19 protein-coding genes are annotated in these 19,023 nt (G+C 71.3%); 11 read left to right on the plus strand and 8 right to left on the minus strand.

Annotation, left to right across the window (positions count from 1 at the left end; all coding sequences use genetic code 11):
* The first annotated feature begins 4 nt into the window (after positions 1–4).
* Positions 5–835, plus strand: coding sequence for an aldo/keto reductase (locus Q9S36_RS11975; RefSeq protein ID WP_311285335.1), 831 nt, complete (start codon positions 5–7; stop codon positions 833–835).
* 26 nt (positions 836–861) lie between these two features.
* On the opposite strand, the gene Q9S36_RS11980 is transcribed toward Q9S36_RS11975, so the two are convergent.
* Complete coding sequence (locus Q9S36_RS11980; RefSeq protein WP_311285336.1) at positions 862–2,031, minus strand: RtcB family protein; 1,170 nt, start codon at positions 2,029–2,031, stop codon at positions 862–864.
* 307 nt (positions 2,032–2,338) lie between these two features.
* Positions 2,339–3,127 (minus strand): siderophore-interacting protein, encoded by a 789-nt coding sequence (locus tag Q9S36_RS11985; protein WP_311285337.1) that lies wholly within the window; start codon positions 3,125–3,127, stop codon positions 2,339–2,341.
* Between the two features lie 109 nt (positions 3,128–3,236).
* Here Q9S36_RS11985 and Q9S36_RS11990 point away from each other — a divergent pair, with 109 nt between their 5' ends.
* The 4 genes from Q9S36_RS11990 to Q9S36_RS12005 are packed head-to-tail and all read left to right on the plus strand — an operon-like array spanning position 3,237 to position 6,967.
* On the plus strand, positions 3,237–4,223 hold the full coding sequence (locus Q9S36_RS11990) for an ABC transporter substrate-binding protein (protein ID WP_311285338.1): 987 nt from the start codon (positions 3,237–3,239) through the stop codon (positions 4,221–4,223).
* Positions 4,220–5,209 carry an iron chelate uptake ABC transporter family permease subunit gene (locus Q9S36_RS11995; RefSeq protein WP_311285339.1) on the plus strand — a complete coding sequence of 330 codons (990 nt, stop codon included), beginning with the start codon at positions 4,220–4,222 and terminating at the stop codon, positions 5,207–5,209. The genes Q9S36_RS11990 and Q9S36_RS11995 overlap by 4 nt, the downstream gene beginning before the upstream one ends.
* Positions 5,202–6,215, plus strand: a complete 1,014-nt coding sequence (locus Q9S36_RS12000) for an iron chelate uptake ABC transporter family permease subunit (RefSeq protein WP_311285340.1) — start codon at positions 5,202–5,204, stop codon at positions 6,213–6,215. The genes Q9S36_RS11995 and Q9S36_RS12000 overlap by 8 nt, the downstream gene beginning before the upstream one ends.
* A complete protein-coding gene (locus Q9S36_RS12005; protein WP_311285341.1) occupies positions 6,212–6,967 on the plus strand; it encodes an ATP-binding cassette domain-containing protein in 756 nt (251 codons plus the stop codon). The genes Q9S36_RS12000 and Q9S36_RS12005 overlap by 4 nt, the downstream gene beginning before the upstream one ends.
* On the opposite strand, the gene Q9S36_RS12010 is transcribed toward Q9S36_RS12005, so the two are convergent.
* The 3 genes from Q9S36_RS12010 to Q9S36_RS12020 form a co-directional block, all read right to left on the minus strand.
* Entirely contained in the window at positions 6,964–7,176 is a 213-nt protein-coding gene (locus Q9S36_RS12010; RefSeq protein WP_311285342.1) for a hypothetical protein, read from the minus strand. The genes Q9S36_RS12005 and Q9S36_RS12010 overlap by 4 nt on opposite strands.
* Before the next feature lie 24 nt (positions 7,177–7,200).
* Positions 7,201–8,136: a DNA-3-methyladenine glycosylase 2 family protein gene (locus Q9S36_RS12015; RefSeq protein ID WP_311285571.1), complete on the minus strand. Its 936-nt coding sequence runs from the start codon at positions 8,134–8,136 to the stop codon at positions 7,201–7,203.
* Between the two features lie 70 nt (positions 8,137–8,206).
* Entirely contained in the window at positions 8,207–8,932 is a 726-nt protein-coding gene (locus tag Q9S36_RS12020; protein ID WP_217529269.1) for a winged helix-turn-helix domain-containing protein, read from the minus strand.
* A gap of 424 nt (positions 8,933–9,356) precedes the next feature.
* Between Q9S36_RS12020 and Q9S36_RS12025 the strand changes: the two genes are divergently transcribed.
* Positions 9,357–9,656: a GNAT family N-acetyltransferase gene (locus Q9S36_RS12025; protein WP_311285343.1), complete on the plus strand. Its 300-nt coding sequence runs from the start codon at positions 9,357–9,359 to the stop codon at positions 9,654–9,656.
* A gap of 4 nt (positions 9,657–9,660) precedes the next feature.
* Here the strand turns inward: Q9S36_RS12025 and Q9S36_RS12030 are convergent, their stop codons facing one another.
* On the minus strand, positions 9,661–9,993 hold the full coding sequence (locus Q9S36_RS12030) for a hypothetical protein (protein ID WP_311285344.1): 333 nt from the start codon (positions 9,991–9,993) through the stop codon (positions 9,661–9,663).
* A gap of 119 nt (positions 9,994–10,112) precedes the next feature.
* Between Q9S36_RS12030 and Q9S36_RS12035 the strand changes: the two genes are divergently transcribed.
* From Q9S36_RS12035 to Q9S36_RS12055, 5 genes are all read left to right on the plus strand, one after another.
* On the plus strand, positions 10,113–10,370 hold the full coding sequence (locus Q9S36_RS12035; RefSeq protein ID WP_311285345.1) for a hypothetical protein: 258 nt from the start codon (positions 10,113–10,115) through the stop codon (positions 10,368–10,370).
* A gap of 83 nt (positions 10,371–10,453) precedes the next feature.
* On the plus strand, positions 10,454–11,935 hold the full coding sequence (locus tag Q9S36_RS12040; RefSeq protein ID WP_311285346.1) for an MFS transporter: 1,482 nt from the start codon (positions 10,454–10,456) through the stop codon (positions 11,933–11,935).
* Positions 11,936–11,990: 55 nt separating this feature from the next.
* Positions 11,991–13,139 (plus strand): exonuclease SbcCD subunit D, encoded by a 1,149-nt coding sequence (locus Q9S36_RS12045; protein ID WP_311285347.1) that lies wholly within the window; start codon positions 11,991–11,993, stop codon positions 13,137–13,139.
* Positions 13,136–16,138, plus strand: a complete 3,003-nt coding sequence (locus Q9S36_RS12050; protein WP_311285348.1) for an SMC family ATPase — start codon at positions 13,136–13,138, stop codon at positions 16,136–16,138. Before Q9S36_RS12045 ends, Q9S36_RS12050 begins: the two co-directional genes overlap by 4 nt.
* A 25-nt stretch (positions 16,139–16,163) precedes the next feature.
* Positions 16,164–16,343, plus strand: coding sequence for a hypothetical protein (locus Q9S36_RS12055; protein ID WP_064003890.1), 180 nt, complete (start codon positions 16,164–16,166; stop codon positions 16,341–16,343).
* Between the two features lie 11 nt (positions 16,344–16,354).
* Here Q9S36_RS12055 and Q9S36_RS12060 read toward each other — a convergent pair whose 3' ends face one another.
* A complete protein-coding gene (locus Q9S36_RS12060; RefSeq protein WP_064003891.1) occupies positions 16,355–16,912 on the minus strand; it encodes a nucleosidase in 558 nt (185 codons plus the stop codon).
* 23 nt (positions 16,913–16,935) lie between these two features.
* The gene (locus Q9S36_RS12065; RefSeq protein ID WP_311285349.1) at positions 16,936–19,002 is read right to left on the minus strand and encodes an NAD(+) synthase; all 2,067 of its coding nucleotides are present in this window, start codon (positions 19,000–19,002) and stop codon (positions 16,936–16,938) included.
* Positions 19,003–19,023: the final 21 nt, after the last annotated feature.

The raw sequence follows: 19,023 nt of genomic DNA on the forward strand, positions 1-19,023 counted from the left end.
ACGCATGGTCACCATTCCCACGGTTTCCCTGAACGACGGCACCGCCTTCCCCCAGCTCGGCCTCGGCACGTACAACCTGCGTGGCGAGGACGGCATCCGCTCGATCGTCGCGGCCGTCGAGGGCGGGTACCGCCTGCTGGACTCGGCGGTCAATTACGAGAATGAGCGCGAGGTCGGCGAGGCCGTCCGGCGCAGCGGCATCCGCGACGAGCTTCTCGTGACGACGAAGGTCCCCGGCCGGGACCACGGCTACGACGAGACCCGCCGCAGCGCCGAGGGGTCGCTCGAGCGGCTCGGGCTCGACCGGATCGACCTGTACCTGATCCACTGGCCGAACCCGAGCGTCGACAAGTACGTCGACACCTACCGTGCGATGGTCGACCTGCAGAAGGAGGGTCGCGTCGGATCGGTCGGCGTCTCGAACTTCACCGAGCCGATGCTCGCCCGCATCATCGACGCGACGGGTGTCGTCCCTGCCGTGAACCAGGTCGAACTGCACCCCTACTTCCCGCAGGCGGCGCTGCGCGCCTTCCACGTCTCGCAGGGCATCCGCACCGAGAGCTGGAGCCCGCTCGCGCGACGCTCCGAATTGTTGAGCGAGCAGATCGTGCTCGACGTCGCCGCCGCCCACGGGGTGACGCCGACGCAGGCGGTGCTGCGCTGGCACGTGCAGCTCGGCAGCACCCCGATCCCGAAGTCCGCCGATCCCGTCCGCCAGGTCGAGAACGCCGACGTCTTCGGGTTCTCGCTCACGGACGACGAGGTCGCCGCGATCTCGGCCCTCGAGCGCGGCCGGCTGTGGGACGGCGACCCCGACACCCACGAGGAGATGTAGGGGCCGCCGCCCGGAGGGATCGCCGGTCAGTCGCCCTTCACGTTGACGAGCTGTCTCAGCGTGTGCCGGATCTCGACGAGATCGGCCGCGTCGGCCATGACCCGGTCGATCGGCTTGTACGCCTGCGGGATCTCGTCGATGAACGCGTCCGTGTCACGGAACTCGATGCCTGCCATGGCCTCCCGGAGCTGCGCGTGCGTGAAGGTCCGACGCGCCGCCGACCGCGAATACTCCCGCCCCGCGCCGTGCGGGGAGGAGTTCAGCGAGAGCGGGTTGCCGAGTCCGGAGACGACGTAGGATGCCGTCCCCATCGACCCCGGGATGAGTCCGGGCCAACCGGCGTCGGCCTGGATGGCCCCCTTCCGCGACACCCACACCTCCTTGCCGAAGTGCTTCTCGCGCTCGGTGAAGTTGTGGTGGCAGTTGATCCGCTCGTGCTCGACGACGTCCTCTCCCATCACCTCGGAGAGCTGCCGCGAGACCCGGTCCATCATCTCCTCCCGGTTGAGGAGGGCGAAGTGCTGGGCCCACCGCAGCTGGCGGATGTACTCCCAGAACTCGTCCGTCCCCTCCACGAGGTAGGCGAGGTCGCGATCGGGCAGCTCGATCCACCACTGCGTCGCCAGCCGCTGCGCGACGGCGATGTGATACGTGGCGATCTTGTTGCCGACCCCTCGCGAGCCCGAGTGGAGGAACATCCACACCGCATCGGTCTCGTCGACCGAGATCTCGATGAAGTGGTTCCCCGACCCGAGCGACCCGAGCTGGTTCCGCCAGTGCCCTGCGTAGGATGCCGGGTCGAACCCGTTCTTCGCGGCGAGCTCCTCCAGCTCGGCGACGCGCGGCTCGGCGGTGGCGACGATCTTGCGGTTGTCGCGGCCGGCCGACAGCGGGATCGCGCGTTCGATCTGCTCCCGCAGGCCCGCGAGGTCGCGCTCCACGAGCTGCGCCTTCGTGAACTGCGTGCGGACGGCGATCATGCCGCATCCGATGTCGACGCCGACGGCCGCCGGAATGATGGCGCCCAGCGTCGGGATGACCGAGCCGACGGTCGCCCCCTTGCCGAGGTGCGCATCCGGCATGAGCGCCAGGTGCGGGTGGATGAACGGCATGCGTGACGAGGTGCGAGCCTGTTCGACGGTCTTGTCGTCGATGATGCTCGCCCACGACAGCAGCCTGTTCGTGAGCTTCTCCATGGTTCCTTTCCTTCGTGGAGGGCCCGGGAGCCTTCGTGTGGAGAGGAACACACGAGAAGACGCCCCGGACCTGTGCGGTGCGGGGCGTCGGACGGTGATGGCGTCAGACGGCGCGCGCCGGAGGGTACGGCTCGTAGCGGAACGGGACCTTGGTCTCGTTCCGCTGGAGCAGATCACGCTGCTGCGTGGTCATGGCGTCCTCCGGGTTCTCGCCGTGCCGGTCGGCACAGCCCTGCTACGTTAGCGGCCCGGGCGTGTCGCGTCAACGAGGACCCGTGCGAGCGGCTTCGAGCTCGCTTAGAGCGGGTCAGTGGGGCGCGTGGTGCTCGGCCTCGCCGCTCTTCCAGTAACCCTTCACGACCACCTGGTCGGATGCCAGGCCCCACCGCTCGAGCAGCAGGCGTCGCCCGGACTTCACGATCCCCTGTTCGGCGGCGACGGAGCCGAACACGTCGCCGTCGGGGCGATCCTGCTCCGCGAAGCGGTCGAGTTCGGCGGCGAGGGCCACACCCGGGAACGCGTCGCCACGGTGTACGACCGAGACGTCCACTCCGCGCGGCGCCGCCACCGGCAGCTCGTGAGCGGCATCCGTCACCTCGACGAGGATCCGGCCCACCGCGTCCGCGTCCATCAGCGCGGCGAACCGACGGATCGCGGGCACGGCGGTCTCGTCGCCGGCGAGGAACCAGGCGTCGGGACGGCCCGCGATCACCATCGAGCCGCGGGGTCCGCCCACACCGATCGTCGAGCCGAGGGGAGCGGATGCCGCCCACGGCGCCGCGATGCCCTGGTCCCCATGCACGGCGAACTCGACCTCGAGCCATCCGGCCTCGGCATCCCACGCCAGCGGTGTGTACTCGCGGCTGGGTGACTGTCGGATCGCGTCGAGGTCGACGGCGGACTCGGCGGGGAAGAACAGGCGCATGTGATCGTCGCTGCCGAGCGACGTGAAACCGCGCAGGTCGTCTCCCTCGAGCCGGACGCGCACGTACGTCGATGTCTCCCACGTCCGTGCCGCGAGGACGGCGCGGCGGAAGCGGAGGTCGAGCGGCTGTCGCTCCAGCCGGAAGGAGGGGGCGGATGTGACGAAGCTCACACAGGTAAGGCTAACCTAAAAACTGCCTGCACTCGCCGGCGATCCCCTTCCGACCGACGGCGCCAGCGTGCTCATACACGCCCGCTCCGTCGACGACAGGAGCAGTCACATGCGCAGCATCCGTCCCCTGACCGCCACTCCGCTCGTCGCTCTCGCGGCGCTCGCCCTTGCGGGGTGCGCCGGCACCGCCGCCGACGCCGAGCCGGCCGCCGAGACCGACACCGAGACGGTCACCGTCGAGGACAACCACGGCGAGCAGACCGTCACCACCCCGCCGCAGCGGGTCGTCGCCACCGACAACCGCACGATCTCGATGCTCGACTCCTGGGGGGTCCCGGTCGTCGGGGCGCCGCTCGACATCTTCCCCGACGGTCTGTCGTTCAAGGACGACCCCGCCGTCGCGAACCTCGGCAACCACAACGAACCCGACCTCGAAGCGGTGGTGGCCGCCGACCCCGACCTCATCGTCAACGGGCAGCGCTTCGCGAGCTATTACGCCGACTTCGAGACGCTCGTCCCGGACGCCACCATCGTCGAGCTCGATCCGCGCGACGGTGAGCCCCTCGACGAGGAGCTGCGTCGCCAGGTCACGACCCTCGGCGAGATCTTCGGCAAGCAGGAGGAGGCCGCCGCCCTCGTCGCCGACTTCGACGCTGCCATCGAACGGGTCCTGGCCGCCTACGACGACAGCGAGACCGTCATGGGTGTGATCACGTCCGGAGGTGAGATCAACTACGCCGCGCCGACCACGGGTCGCACGCTCGGACCCGTCTACGACATCCTCGGGCTGACGCCGGCGCTGGAGTCCGACGGCTCGACCGATCACCAGGGCGACGACATCTCGGTCGAAGCGCTCGCCGCCGCAGACCCCGACTGGTTCCTGGTGATGGATCGGGATGCCGCGGTCAGCGTCAACACCGATGAGGCCTACACCCCGGCGACCGACATCCTCGCCGGATCCGAAGCGCTGCAGAACGTGACCGCCGTTCGCGAGGGCAACATCGTCTACATGCCGCAGGGCACCTACCTGAACGAGGGCATCGAGACGTACACGCAGTTCTTCGAGGACTTCGCCGACGCGCTCGAGAGCCGGTGACCCTCACTCTCGAGCACCCGGTGAACAGGCGCCCGCGCGGGCGCCTGTTCACCGGGCCGCTTCTGCTCGGCGCTGTCGTCGTCGCCGGGCTCGTGGCGCTCTCCCTCTTCGTCGGCGTCTACGACGTGATCGGCGAGGAGGATGGCGCGGAGATGTTCGCGATCACGCGCATCCCTCGGACCGTCGGCCTCGTCCTCGCCGGCGCAGCGCTCGCCATGTGCGGACTGGTCATGCAGCTGCTGACCCAGAACCGGTTCGTCGAACCGACCACCACCGGGACCACCGAGTGGGCGGGCCTGGGACTCCTGCTGGTCATGCTGCTCGTCCCCGACGCGCCCCTCGTGGTGCGCATGATCGGCGCGGTCGCGATGGCCTTCGTCGGGACCATGCTCTTCTTCCTGTTCCTGCGCCGGGTCATGTTGACCTCCTCGGTCATCGTGCCGATCGTGGGGATGATGCTCGGCGCTGTCGTGGGCGCGGTCTCGACCTTCCTCGCGCTGTCGACGAACCTGCTGCAGAGCATGGCGATCTGGTTCACGGGCTCGTTCACCTCCGTCCTCCGGGGGCAGTACGAACCGCTGTGGATCGTGCTCGTCGTCGTCATCGCCGTCTTCATCGCGGCCGACCGCTTCACGATCGCCGGGCTCGGCGAGGACATCGCGACCAACGTCGGACTGGACTACCGGCGCATCGTTCTGATGGGCACGGTGCTCATCGCCCTCGCCGCCGGCGTCGTCACCGTCGTCGTCGGCAACCTCCCCTTCCTCGGACTCATCGTCCCGAACGTCGTCTCGCTGATCCGGGGGGATGATCTGCGGTCGAACGTCCCGTGGGTCGCGCTCGGCGGTATCGCACTGATCACTGCCTGCGACATCCTCGCCCGCATCGTCAACGCACCCTTCGAAGTACCCGTCTCGCTGATCCTCGCGATGGTCGGCGCCGTCGTGTTCATCGGCCTTCTGCTGAGGCAGCGTCGCCGTGGCTGAGGTCGTCGCCCTCTCCGGCGCCTTCCCGACGGCGACCCGCGCGCGCCGCTACGCCGTGACCGTCGCGGTGCTCTGTGTCCTCGCCGTGGCGGTGGCGGCCGGCATCCTGCTCTGGGACAACCCTGCCCCCACGGGCAGCGACGGCTTCTGGCGCATCGCACAGTTGCGCGTCACGAGTGTGATCGTGATCGCGATCGTCGCCGTGTGCCAGGGGATCGCCACCATCACCTTCCAGACCGTGACCGCGAACCGCATCGTCACGCCGTCGATCATGGGCTTCGAGTCCCTCTACACCGCGATCTCGACGGCGGCGATCTTCTTCTTCGGGGCCGCCGGTGCGCTCCTCGTGCAGGGGCCCGGTCCCTACCTGCTGCAGATCGCGGCCATGCTCGCCTTCTCGGGAGCCCTGTATGGATGGCTGCTGTCGGGGCGCTATGCCAACGTGCAGATCATGCTCCTCGAGGGCATCATCCTCGGAGGCGCGCTCGCCGCCTTCTCGACGTTCCTGCAACGGTTGCTGACGCCCACCGAGTTCGACCTGCTGACGGCGCGACTGATCGGCAGCGTCGCGAACGCCGACGCGACCTACCTCCCCATCGCGCTGCCGCTCGTCGTCACCGCCGGTGGCCTCCTGGCCTTCGGTGGCGGGCGACTCAACCTCCTCGGCCTGGGGCGCGAGGTCGCGCTGAGCCTCGGGTCGTCCCAGCGGCGCGACTCGATCCTGGCCCTCCTGCTCGTCTCGGTTCTGATGGCCGTGTCGACCTCGCTCATCGGTCCGATGACGTTCTTCGGGTTCCTCGTCGCGATGCTCACGTATCAGCTGGCCGACACCTACGACCATCGGCGGATGTTCGCCCTCTCCGGACTCGTCGGCTTCGTCGTGCTCGGCGGCGCCTACGTCGTGCTCAAGCACGTCTTCTACGCCGCCGGCTCGGTCGGGATCATCGTCGAGATCGTCGGCGGCACGCTCTTCCTCATCCACCTGCTCCGAAAGGGACGCCTGTGATCTCGCTCACCGCCGTCGAGAAGCGCTACAGCACCGAGGTCGCGATCGGCCCGGTCACCCTCGACCTGCCCGCCGGTGGCATCACCGCCCTCATCGGACCCAACGGCGCCGGGAAGTCGACGCTCCTCACGATGGTCGGACGCCTCCTCGCCGCAGACAAGGGATCGATCTCGGTAGGCGGACACGACGTCGCCGCCACGAAGTCCCGTGAGCTCGCGAAGGTCATCGCGATCCTGCGGCAGGAGAACCATTTCGTCACCCGGCTCACGGTGCGTCAGCTCGTCGGCTTCGGACGCTATCCGCACTCGCAGGGTCGCCTCACGGTCGTCGACGAGGAGATCATCGATCGGTCGATCGACTTCCTCGGCTTGCACGGGCTGGAAGGCAGGTACCTCGATGAGCTCTCGGGCGGACAGCGCCAACGGGCGTACGTCGCGATGGTCCTCGCGCAGGACACCGAGTACGTCCTGCTCGACGAGCCGCTCAACAACCTCGACATCCAGCATGCCGTGCAGATGATGAGCCACCTGCAGCGGGCGGCGACCGAGCTCGGACGCACGATCGTCGTCGTCCTGCACGACATCAACTTCGCCGGCCACTACGCCGACCGCGTCTGCGCGATGAAGGACGGCCGGGTCGCCGCCTTCGGCACGCCGGGCGAGATCATCCGCGCCGACGTGCTCACCGACATCTTCGAGACACCGGTCGATGTCGTGGATGGCCCGCGCGGGCCCCTCGCCGTCTACTACTAGAGCTGCGCGCCGTCGTCGTCGCGGTCGTAGATGCCCTCGTTGCGCCCGCGGCGCGACTCGTACGCGATGAGCCAGCCGATCGAGATCGCCGCGGCCAGCACGAGACCGATCCACACGTTCTGCAGGATCAGTCCGAACAGGATGCCGCCGACGAACAGCAGCACCGTGCCGATCACCCAGAACCGTCGTCCCCGCTGCCGCTGCGTCATGCGCCCAGCCTACGGGCGGGGTCCTCAGCGGGCCCGGTGATCCTCCGGCGCGAGGCGCGGACCGCGCCGCGGCTCCACGACGCCGCTCGCACCGATCAGGCGGATCACCCGCTGCCGGTGGCCCTTCCACGGTTCGAGCAGCTCCCGCATCCCGTCGTCGTCGACGCGCGATCCGGTCAGCGCGTACCCCACCTGGTGGGCGACGTGATAGTCCCCGAAGCTCACGGCGTCGGGGTCGCCGAAGGCGCGGATGCGGGTCTCGGCGCTCGTCCAGACGCCGACGCCCGGCAGGCTCCTGAACACCCGGTCGCGTTCGTCGCCCGTGGTCGCCGCGACGGCGGCGCGTTCGATCGAGGTGCGGCGGCGGGCGGCATCCACGATCGTTCGGGACTGCGGTGGCTCGAGCCCCGCACGATGCCACGACCAGCTCGGGATCATGCGCCAGTCCGCCGGGGGCGCGTACATCGGCCGCGGCGTCGGCCCGGGGGCGAGCTCGCCGTGGTGCGTCAGGATCCAGCGCCACGCGCCGAACGCCTGCAGCCCCGTCACCTTCTGCTCGAAGACACTGCTCGCCAGCGCGTCGAAGACGAGGTCGGTGGCGCCGATCCGCAGGTCGGGTCGCCTATGGTGGGTCGCCGCGATGAGCGGATGCCGCGACGCGTCGAACCCCTCGGGGTCGTCGCCCGCGCCGCACAGCCGCGGCAACTGATCCAGCGTCCACGCCGCGCCAGGACCCCACGCCGCCGCACGCACCGTCCGGAGCCCGGGCCGGATCGCGACCGTGGCGATGCCCTCCGGTGTCCGCGTCGCGCGCCAGATCACGCCGTCGACTGTGGTCTGCGACGGGTCGTGCGCGCCCCGCTGCTGATAGCGGATCGCGCCCGCCGCATCGGTCGGGACCTTCGGTCGGTACTCGGCCTCGAGCGGCTTCGCCGACGAGGGCGGCGGCGGATGCGGCATCCGTTCGCGCAGTCCCGTCCTCATGCCGACACCCTACGTCCGGGTGCTGACAGCGCACCCGGCGCGGTGGTCAGAAGCGGTCGGGCGAAGGGGTGCCGTGGCCGTAGCGGATGACGACGTCGGCGTGGCGGTCGAACCGGTAGCCGATGCCGCGCACGGTGCGGACGATGTCCTCGTAGCGGCCGAGCTTCGAGCGCAGGCGGCGCACGTGCACGTCGATCGTGCGCTCACCGGGAGCGTCGTCGCCGTCGGCGTGGCTCCACAGCGACGAGACGAGCTCGGTGCGCTCGATCGTGCGACCTTCGCGCAGCACCAGGTACTGCAGCAGCTCGAACTCCTTGAACGTGAGCGCGGCGGTCTCACCGTCGATGTGCACGCGACGACGGGAGATGTCGATCGTGACGCCACCGGGGACGTGCTCGTCGAGCGGTTCCTCGGGCTTCGTGCGGGCCACGGCGGCCGGCTCGTGCAGCGCGAGGCGCACGACGTCGACGTCACGGCCGCCGGCGCCGACGGGGGCGAGGGCGACGGTCGCGTGCGTCTCGGCGGAGGGCGCGAGCTCGGCGATGGTGCGGCGGAGCGCGTCGACGATGACGGAGAGGCTGACACCGTCGGCGGCGGCCTTCAGCTCGTCGAGGCCGACGTAGAGGGCGAAGCCCCGCGGCGCGGTTCCGGCGGGCAGTCCGCTCGCGGACGGCGCGGGGCGGGGCGCGGCGGGGCGGGCCGGAGCGATGTCCTCCACGGCGCGGAGGTGACGGGGGGCGGTGGGAGCGGAGAGGAGAGCGGAGGTCGACATGGCGATGTCCTTCGAAGGGGGGAACCCGGAGCGGGACGCGGGTTCGGGAGTGTTGCGCGGATGGCCTCACTGGGGCCGATGTGCGAGACCACCGGCATCCGCGTTGTGGGCGGAGGAACCGGAGCCTCGGGGGTCGGACGACGCCGTGTTCAGAAACGGCGGCGCGACCCGGCGGGGATCACCGTGTCAGCGACACATTCGGCAACACATGACAGCACGCTGCGGCATCATGATGCCGGCAGTTCCGTTCGCCTCCCGGGCGGACAGAGTGCGTGCGAAGTCAGTCATGTGGCCGATTATGACGAAGCGCGTCGCCATGTGTCAAACCGCCCGCCCTCGACAGCGTCCGCATGACGGAATGTGACAGATTGCTCAATCCGCTGGGCATCGTCCGCGCGTCGCCGGATCGGCGTAGCGTGATCGCATGAGCGACCTGATCTTCACCGATGAGAAGGATGCCGCGCGCTACACCCTGCACCGCGGCAAAGACCTCGTCAGCGTCCTCGATTACAACGACGACGGCCGCACCGTGGCCCTCACGCGCGCCTACACGATCCCCACGTTCCGAGGGTCGGGCTACGCCGGCGAGCTGGTGCGCCGCGCGGTCGACGACCTCGAGCGACGCGGCGACCGCCGTGTCATCCCGGTCTGCTGGTACGTCGCCGACTGGTTCGAGGCGAACCCCGGACACGAGAGGCTCCTGCAGGAGCGTCGCACGGCCTGAGCGATCAGGCCTCGCCGGGTCGCGGATCGCGGATCCGCCACCCGAGCCGCTCGAGCGCGTCCTTCAGGCGGTCGGCCGCGGCCCGTGCGACCTCGCCCGACTCGTCCGAGCACACGTCGACTGCGAGAGGCGGCGGATCGCCGAACTTCGGGATCTGCACCTCGGCCCATGCCCCCGGCGACAGGCTGACGCGCGGGTAGGCGGTGCGCGCATGCTCGACGACACCGTCGCACGCGAACGCGATCGTCTCGAGGGCATCCGGCTTCGCGATCGGCAGATCGACGACGAGGGTCACCACGAAGGGCCCTCCCGCCGTGTCGCGCCCGTGTCCCGACATCCTGCTCCCTTTCCGTGTCCTCCTCGTTCGTAGCCGTCCCGCGGCGACGCGGTCAAGCCCGTCGACGGCGACGCCGCCGCACCGGACGATGGCTGCACCAGATGACGGAGGAGACGGCCATGGAACACGACGCGGACGACCGGACGAGCGAGGCCGCCCCGGCCGGCGGCTGGTCGGAGGACGAGTCCTCCATCAACGCCGCAGGCGCGGTGACGAACGAGGAGAAGGAACAGCAGGATGCCGCCGACCGCGGTCGCGGTGAGGGTGCGCCGATGCCGGATGCCGCCGCCGACCCGTTCGTCGAGAGCGCCGAGATCCAGCAGGGGCTCGACCCCGACGTGCTGACCGACGAGCAGGCGGAGCGTCGCGCCGAGTGACCCTGGTGGCGGGGGCGGGCGCGCCGCGGCATCCTGAGTGCGCCCGCCTCGAGCCATCGCCGGGCCGGTAGCGTGGGACGGTCATGACATCCCCTGCCACCGCCAGCATCCCCCTCTCCTCCTCGCAGCGCTGGCGGGCCTTCTGGGTCTGCGTCTCGGTGGCGGCGTTCACGATTCTCGACCTCAGCAAGGTCAACGTCGGTCTCCCGGCGATCGAGGCGTCGCTGGGCGCGACGTCCACGCAGCTGCAGCTGGTGGTCTCGGGCTACATCCTCACGTTCGGTCTCGCGCTCGTGCCCTTCGGGCGGCTCGGCGACCAGCGGTCCCGCAAGGTGCTGTTCATTGTCGGGCTGAGCCTGTTCACCGTGACGAGCGCCGTCTGCGCGCTCGCCCCGAGCATCGAGGTGCTCATGGCGGCGCGGCTCGTCCAGGGCATCGCGGCGGGCATCCAAATGCCGCAGGTCATGGGCACGATCCAACAGCTGTTCACCGGCAAGGAGCGCGGCCGCGCGTTCGGTCTGTTCGGGGCGACGATCGGCATCGCCACCGCGTTCGGCCCCACGCTCGGTGGCCTGATGATCGCGATCGGCGGCGAGACCGACGGCTGGCGCGGCATCTTCTGGTTCAACGTGCCGCTGTGCCTGCTCGTGCTCGCCGGGGTGATCTGGATCCTCCCGCAGACCCGTCAGGCGAGCGGCCTGCCGCTGCAGCTCGACCCGGTCGGCATCGTGATCTTCGGCCTCATGATCGTCTCGCTGATGTGGCCGTTCCTGTTCACGACCGGCTCGCCCGACGACGACCCGAACCGCTGGTGGCTGCTGACCGCATTCGTCCTGTTCGCGGCGCTGTTCTTCTGGTGGGAGCGGCGGTACGCGGCATCCGGTCGTCAGCCCCTCATCCCGTTCCGGATGTTCCGCATCCGGTCGTTCCGCAACGGCACGCTCGTGGTCGTCGCCTACTTCACGGCGATCCCGCCCATGTTCCTGCTCGGCACGCTGTTCCTGCAGCTCGGGGTGGGCCTCGAGCCGGTGTTCGCCGGCATGGTCTCCATCGGATTCGCCGTCGCGAGCGCGGCGAGCTCGTACTACGGCGGTCTGCTCGTGAACCGGCTCGGCCGGCAGCTCGTGACGATCGGGCTCGTGACGGTGCTCGTGAGCGTCGTCGCGCTGACGATCGTCGCCTACACGATGCCCCGCGAGACCGTCGCCTACGGCATGGCCGCGGCGCTGCTCGTCGCCGGAGTGGGCGGCGGGCTCGTCGTGTCGCCCAACCAGACCCTGACGCTGTCCGAGATCGCCGTGCGCGAGGGCGGCCTCGCCGGCTCGGTCGGCCAGCTCGGGCAGCGCGTCGGGACGGCGGTGGGCACCGCGATCGGACTGTCGCTGTTCTACGCGTCGATCTACCGCGAGAAGGATGCCGGGCTCGACTCCCTCGCGGTGTACCACGACGCGTACGCCTACGGCATGGCCGCGGTCGGCGTCTTCCTGGCGATCGCGACCCTCGTCTCGGTCGTCGACCTCATCGGGCTGCGACGTCGCGGCACCCTCGTTCCGGGCGCCGACTGACGCGGTCCCGGCACGCCTCGACGGCGATGTCCGAGGCCCGATCTACCGTGTGAGCATGCGCATCCTGCACACCTCCGACTGGCACATCGGGCGGACCTTCCACGGTCACTCCACGCTCGATGCGCTCCGCGGAGTGCTCGACGAGCTGACCGCCCAGGTGCGCGCGCACGACGTCGACGTCGTCGTCGTCGCGGGCGACGTGTTCGACTCCGCGACCCCCGCCGCCGCGTGCTACACCCTGCTCTCCGACGCGCTCCGCGGCATCGCCGACGCCGGCGCCCGGGTCGTCGTCACGAGCGGCAACCACGACTCCGCCGCGCGGCTGGGTTTCCAGGCGGGGCTGCTGCGCGACGGCATCCACGTCCTGACCGATCCGGATGCCGTCGGCACACCGCTCACGATCGACGACGCCCACGGGCCGGTGCACTTCTACGGCATCCCGTACCTCGAGCCCGCGCTGCTGCGGCACCGGTGGGAGGGGGTCCGCACCCAGGCCGCGGTTCTCGGCCGGGCGATGGATCTCGTCCGCGCCGACCTCGCCGAGCGGGGTGGCCGCTCGGTGGCGATCGCGCACTGCTTCGCCGCGGGCGTCGAGCCGACGCCGCACCTCGAGCGCGACATCCAGCAGGGCGGGCTCGACGTGGTGCCGCTGTCGACCTTCGACGGGGTCGACTACACGGCACTGGGGCACATCCACGGCCGTCAGCGACTGGCTGATCACGTCCGCTACGCCGGGGCGCCGCTGCACTACAGCTTCGGCGAGGGCGACAAGCCCCGCGGGTCGTGGCTCGTCGACCTCGACGCCGACGGACTCTCGACCGTCGAGTGGCTGGCGCTGCCCGTGCCGCGCCGGCTCGTGACCCTCCGCGGCCCGTTCGCCGACATCCTGGCGGACGAGGCCCACGCCGACGCCGAGGACGCCTGGGTATGCGTCGAGTACACCGACGACCTGCCCGAAGCCGACCCGCTGCGTCGTCTGCAGCAGCGCTTCCCGTTCTGCGCGAAGGTCGTGCACGCCCCCGCCGTGGTGCGACAGGGCGACCGGCAGAGTTACGTCGAGCGGGTGCGCGCGGCGCGCACCGACCGCGAGCTCGTCGAGACCTTCCTCTCGCACGTGCGCGAGGGTCAGGGGGCGACCGAGCGCGAGGTCGAGATCCTCGAGGACGTGCTCGACGAGCGGGTGCGCCAGGAGGCGCTCGCGTGAAGCTGCATCGCCTCGAACTGACCGGCTTCGGGCCGTTCCGCGAGCGCCAGAGCGTCGACTTCGACGCGTTCGACGACGACGGACTCTTCCTCATCTCGGGGCGGACCGGCGCCGGCAAGTCCAGCATCCTCGACGGGGTCAGCTTCGCGCTCTACGGCTCGGTGCCCCGCTACGACGGCGGCGACCGCCGGCTGCGCAGCGACCACAGTTTCCTGACCGACCCGACCGAGGTGCGGCTCGAGTTCACCGTCAGCGACACGCGGTGGCGTGTCACGCGCGCGCCGGAGTACGAGCGTCCCGCCAAACGCGGCGGCGGCCTCACCCTCGAGCCCGCGCGAGCCGAGCTCGAGGAGTGGGTCGACGGCGCCTGGGTGGGGCGCGCGGCGAAGCAGCGCGAGGTCGGGATCGCCCTCGACGAGGTGCTCGGGCTCAGCGCGCAGCAGTTCCAGCAGGTGATCCTGCTCGCGCAGAACAAGTTCTCGCGATTCCTCCTCGCACCGAACGCCGAGCGGCAGCAGCTGCTGCGGACCCTCTTCGGTACGAGGCGCTTCGAGACCTACAAGGAGGCGCTCGAGGAGCGCCGCCGTGACGCGCAGAAGCGGCTCGACGAGAGCAGCACCCGCGTCCGGACGCTGCTCGACGTCGCCGAGCGCGAGATCACCGAGCACGGACTCCATCCCGCCGACGGCGGCGAGCCGCCGGCCGAGGCGGACGTGCTCGCGCGGACGTCCGCGGTCGAGCGCGCGCTCGTCCGGGCCGAGTACCGGGTCGAGGCCCGCGGCAACGAACGAGCGCTCGCGACCACACGCGCGGACGCCGCGGTCGCCGAACATCGACGACTCCTCGAGGTCGCCCGGCGGCTCGCCGACCTGCAGACCGCGCGGGACGACCTCGCCGCCCGCGAGGCGGAGACCCCCGAGGTCGCCGCCCTCCGCGCCCGGGTCGAGCGGGCCCGCGCCGCGGATGCGCTGCGGGCTCCCGTCGAATCGGCCGTCCGGGCCGCAGGCGAGTGGTCCGCCGCGCAGGAGTCGCGCCGTGCGGCCGAGGGGGAGTGGGTCGCCGCGGGCGGCTCCGCGGACGACGACCTGCCCGCCGTCATCGAGGACCTCACCGGCCGCATCGCCCGCGCGCAGGCCGCCGCCGAGGAAGAGCGGGATGCCGCGGTTCTCGCCGACACGCAGCGGCTGCGCCGCGAGGAGCTGGCCGAGGTCGACGCGGCGCTCGACGCCCTCGACGCCGCGCTCGCCGCCGTGCCCGAGCGCCGCCAGCGCGTGGCCACCGACCTCGCGGAGACCCGTGCCGTCGCGGGCCGGCACGACGACCTCGCCGGGGCGCGGGCCGAGCTCGCGACCCGCCTCGACGCGGCACGGTCCCTCGAACGACTGACGCCCAGCGCTGCGGCCGCCGACGCGGCCTACGCCGAGGCCAACGCGCGATCCGCGGCGGCCTCCGCGCACGTGGGCGAGCTGCTCCGCCGCCGCCTGCGCGGGTACGCGGGCGAGCTCGCGGCATCCCTCGTCGACGGCGAGCCGTGCGCCGTCTGCGGCGCCACCGCGCACCCCCGACCCGCCGCCCACGACCTCGCGCACGTCACCGACGACGACCTCGCCGCCGCCGAGCGCGCCCGCGACGAGGCTGCAGCAGCGGAGCGGGATGCCGCGCAGGCCGCCGCCGCCGCGCGGGAGGCCATCGCGGCCGCCGCGGCCACCGCGGGCGACCGGGGTGTCGACGCCCACGCGACCGCGCTGGCCGACCTCGACGCCGAGCTCACCGCCGCCCTCGCCGCCCGCGACCGTCTCGACGGTCTCGAGAAGGCCGCCGCCGAGATCGATGAGCTCGAGGCCACCGCCCAGGGCGAGGCGGTGCAGCTGCGCCAGCGCGCCGGCGCACTCCGTGAGGAGATCGCCGCGGCCGAGGGCGCGCTCGCCTCGGCACGGCGAGCCGTCGACGCGGCCCGGGGCGACTACGACAGCGTCGCCGCGCGGATCGCGGCGGACGACGACCACCGCCGGCTCGCCGGTCGCCTGCTCGAGGCCCGCCGCCACGAGCAGACGCGTCGCGAGGCCGCGGACGCCGCCGATCGCGACCGCGACGAACGCCTCGCGGACTCCGCGTTCGCCGGCCCGGCCGACGTCCTCGACGCGCTGCTCCCCGCCGCCGAGCTGGCGCGGGTCTCGGAGCGCATCGACGCGCACGCCGCGGCCCTCGCTGCCGCGAAGGCACGCGCCTTCGAGCTCGAGCTCGCCGCCGTCGACGAGACCCTCGACCCCGGCGCGGTCGAGGCCGCAGCGGATGCGGCCGGGGCGGCCGACGAGGCGCGCACCGCCGCCATCGCCGCCGAGGCCGATGCCGCGGGCGTCGTGACGGGGCTGCGCGACCTCCTCCAGCGCATCGAGACGGCCATCGGTGCCGTCGCGACGCAGGCCGAGGATGCCGCGGCGGTCACGCGTCTGGCCGACACCGTCGCGGGCCGCGCGCCCAACACGATGAAGATGGACCTCGAGACGTTCGTGCTGGCTGCGGAGCTCGAGGAGATCGTCGCCGCCGCGAACCTCCGGCTCGCCGAGATGTCGTCGGGCCGGTACACGCTGCGGCACTCCGATGCCAAGCAGGCCCGGGGCGCGGCATCCGGTCTGTCCATCGAGGTCCTCGACGCGCACACCGGTCGACTCCGCTCGCCGCAGTCGCTCTCGGGCGGGGAGACCTTCCTCGCCTCCCTCGCCCTCGCGCTGGGACTCGCCGAGGTGGTCACCTCGCGCGCCGGCGGCATCCGGCTCGACACCCTCTTCATCGACGAGGGGTTCGGCTCGCTCGACCCCGAGACCCTCGAGCTCGCGATGCGCACGCTCGACGAGCTGCGCGCCGGCGGGCGGATCGTGGGGGTCATCAGCCACGTCGAGGCGATGAAGGACCAGATCCCCGCTCAACTCGTCGTCGAGGCGACACCGGAAGGACCCAGCGTTGTGCGGCAGGAGGCGCTGAGCCCCGCCGCCGGATGAGCGCCACGTCCCCTAGGCTGGAACCATGAAGAAGGGCATGATCTGGACGGTCCTGGGCGTCATCGTCGCGATCGTCATCGCGTGGATCGTCGTCGACGTCGTGCTGAAGCTCGTCTTCTTCGCGGCGAAGCTGGTCGTCGTGGCGATCGTCGCGCTCATCGTCTTCTTCGTGCTGCGCTCGCTCTTCGCGCGCCGCGACGCCTGACGACCGCGGGCTCAGACGCCGTAGAGCTCGGTGATGCGCTCGCGCAGCTGGACGCTGCACGCGGCGACGGCCTCCCGCCAGTCGGTGATCGCGTCGTCCTGCGCGCTGTCGGACACGGCCTTCAGCACCCGGATCGGGACGCCGAACTGCTGCGCCACCCAGATGTACGCGTAGGCCTCCATGTCGACCAGCGTGCCGCCGAGGGAGCGGATCGCCTCGACCGTGTCGGCGTCGTCGACGAAGTGGTCGCCCGTGGCGATCGTCGTCCCCTCGCGCCCCGCGATCGACACCGTCGTCGGGAGCGACACGTGCTGACCGGCGATGCCGTCGACGTCCGACACGTCGTGCTGAAGTGCGGTGGTCACATCGTGCACGCCGACGGCGGCGGCATCCACCGAACCCGCCGTCCCCACGACGACGATCTCGTCGTAGTCGGCCCGGTCGAGCGCGCGCGTCAGGGCGTACGTCGCCTGCAGCTTGCCGGGGCCCGTCACGAGCCGGTCGAAGCCGGGGAGCTCCTCGGGGAAGGCGACGAGTTCGGAATCGAGAGCGGCGACGAGGAGCTTCACCGATCCATCATCCCATCCGGCGATCAGTCCGAAGGGCGGGGGAAGGCGGCATCCAGCTCGGCGAGCCAGGCCGCGGCGTTCCCGTCGGACGGCGCCCGCCAGTCGCCGCGCGGCGACAGCGAGCCCGCGGGCGACACCTTCGGCGCGTTCGGCACCGCACTGCGCTTGAACTGCGCGAAGCCGAAGTAGCGCTGCAGGAACACCCGCAGCCAGCGCACGATCGTCTCGCGGTCGAAGGCGTACCGCTCGTCCTCGGGGAAGCCCGGCGGCCACGCCCCGGCATCCGCGTCCGCCCAGGCCTGCTCGGCCAGGAACACGATCTTCGAGGGGCGGAACCCGTAGCGCAGCACGTGGAACAGGGTGAAGTCGTGCAGCGCGTACGGTCCGATGGTGCTCTCGGTCGACTGCACCTTGCCGTCGGCGTCCGCCGGCACCAGCTCGGGGCTGATCTCGGTGTCGAGGACCGCCTGCAGCACCTCCTTCGCCCGGTCGGTGAGGGTCGTACCGGATTCGTCGCTGTGCGCGATGACCCACCGGATGAGGTGCTGGATGAGGGTCTTCGGCACGCCGGCGTTGACGCCGTAGTGCGCCATGTGGTCGCCGACGCCGTAGGTCGCCCAGCCGAGGGCGAGCTCGGAGAGGTCGGAGGTGCCGATGACGATGCCGCCGCGCTGGTTCGCGAGGCGGAACAGGAAGTCGGTACGGGCGCCCGCCTGCACGTTCTCGAACGTCACGTCGTACACCGGCTCGCCCTTCGCGAAGGGGTGTCCGAGGCCGGCCAGGAGCTCGGTCGCCATCGGCCGGATGTCGATCGTCTCGATCGTCGCGCCGATGGCCTCGGCGAGGGCGATCGCGTTCGACTTCGTGTGGTCGCCGGTTGCGAAGCCCGGCATCGTGAAGGCGAGGATGTCGCTGCGGGGGCGTCCCATGCGGTCCATCGCGCGGGCGGTGACGAGCAGCGCATGCGTCGAGTCGAGACCGCCCGAGACCCCGATGACGGGCTTCGGCTGTCCGATCGCCCGCAGGCGCTGCTCGAGGCCGGACACCTGGATGTTGAACGCCTCGTAGCAGTCGAGGTCGAGTCGGGCGGGGTCGTCGGGGACGAACGGGAACCGGTCCAGGGGGCGGCGCAGGCCCGCGACCGACGCCGACGGGGCGACGGTGAAGGGGATGCGGCGCACCTGCGCCCCGGTCGTGCGCAGGTTGTCTTCGAAGGTGCCCTGGCGCAGCCGGTCCTGGCGCAGCCGGTCGAGGTCGACGTCGGCGATGGCCCGACGCGGACCGTCGGGGAAGCGCTCGGTCTCAGCGAGGAGGGTGCCGTTCTCGTAGATGATCGTCTGCCCGTCCCACGAGACGTCGTTGGTCGACTCGCCCTGTCCGGCGGCGGCGTAGACGTAGGCGGCCAGGCACCGGAAGGACTGCGACTGCACGAGGATGCGGCGGTCCTCGGCACGGGCGATCGTGATCGGGCTGCCCGAGAGATTGGCGAGCACGGTCGCCCCGGCGAGGGCCGCGTGCGAGGACGGCGGCACGGGCACCCAGAAGTCCTCGCAGATCTCCGCGTGCACGACGAGCCCGGGCACGTCGGTCGCCTCGAACAGCAGGTCGGTGCCGACCGGCACCGCGTCGCCCCCCAGGGTCACGGTCGCGGGCGCGTCATCGCCGCGCGCATACCAGCGCGACTCGTAGAACTCGCGGTAGGTGGGCAGGTGGGACTTGGGGGCGACGCCGAGCACCCGGCCCCGGTGGATGACGACGGCGCAGTTGTAGAGCCGGTTCTCGATCCGCAGGGGCGCGCCGACGATGAGCAGGGGGGAGAGGTCGGCGGATGCCGCGGCGAGCCGCTCGATCGCGACGAGGACCGCGTCGAGGACGACGTCCTGCATCACGAGGTCCTCGATCGCGTATCCGGTGAGGCCCAGCTCGGGGAAGACGGCGACCGCGACGCCGTCGTCGTGGCAGGCGCGCGCGCTCGCCAGGATCGCGTCGGCGTTCGCGGCGGGGTCGGCGATGACGACCGGCACCGTGCACGCCGCGACGCGCGCGTACCCGTGCCGGTACGGGTTCTCGAAGGGCAGGTCCTGGGTCACGCGTCCAGTCTGTCAGGTGGC

The organism is Microbacterium sp. ARD31 (assembly GCF_031844425.1).

Excerpts from the sequence above, each read along its gene's own strand:
- Q9S36_RS12010 (WP_311285342.1), bottom strand. The coding sequence starts at position 7,176 with ATGACGCAGCGGCAGCGGGGACGACGGTTCTGGGTGATCGGCACGGTG.
- Q9S36_RS12040 (WP_311285346.1), top strand. The coding sequence starts at position 10,454 with ATGACATCCCCTGCCACCGCCAGCATCCCCCTCTCCTCCTCGCAGCGC.
- Q9S36_RS11980 (WP_311285336.1), bottom strand. The coding sequence starts at position 2,031 with ATGGAGAAGCTCACGAACAGGCTGCTGTCGTGGGCGAGCATCATCGAC.
- Q9S36_RS11990 (WP_311285338.1), top strand. The coding sequence starts at position 3,237 with ATGCGCAGCATCCGTCCCCTGACCGCCACTCCGCTCGTCGCTCTCGCG.
- Q9S36_RS11975 (WP_311285335.1), top strand. The coding sequence starts at position 5 with ATGGTCACCATTCCCACGGTTTCCCTGAACGACGGCACCGCCTTCCCC.
- Q9S36_RS12035 (WP_311285345.1), top strand. The coding sequence starts at position 10,113 with ATGGAACACGACGCGGACGACCGGACGAGCGAGGCCGCCCCGGCCGGC.
- Q9S36_RS12045 (WP_311285347.1), top strand. The coding sequence starts at position 11,991 with ATGCGCATCCTGCACACCTCCGACTGGCACATCGGGCGGACCTTCCAC.
- Q9S36_RS12055 (WP_064003890.1), top strand. The coding sequence starts at position 16,164 with ATGAAGAAGGGCATGATCTGGACGGTCCTGGGCGTCATCGTCGCGATC.
- Q9S36_RS12015 (WP_311285571.1), bottom strand. The coding sequence starts at position 8,136 with ATGCCGCATCCGCCGCCGCCCTCGTCGGCGAAGCCGCTCGAGGCCGAG.
- Q9S36_RS12025 (WP_311285343.1), top strand. The coding sequence starts at position 9,357 with ATGAGCGACCTGATCTTCACCGATGAGAAGGATGCCGCGCGCTACACC.
- Q9S36_RS12020 (WP_217529269.1), bottom strand. The coding sequence starts at position 8,932 with ATGTCGACCTCCGCTCTCCTCTCCGCTCCCACCGCCCCCCGTCACCTC.
- Q9S36_RS12030 (WP_311285344.1), bottom strand. The coding sequence starts at position 9,993 with ATGTCGGGACACGGGCGCGACACGGCGGGAGGGCCCTTCGTGGTGACC.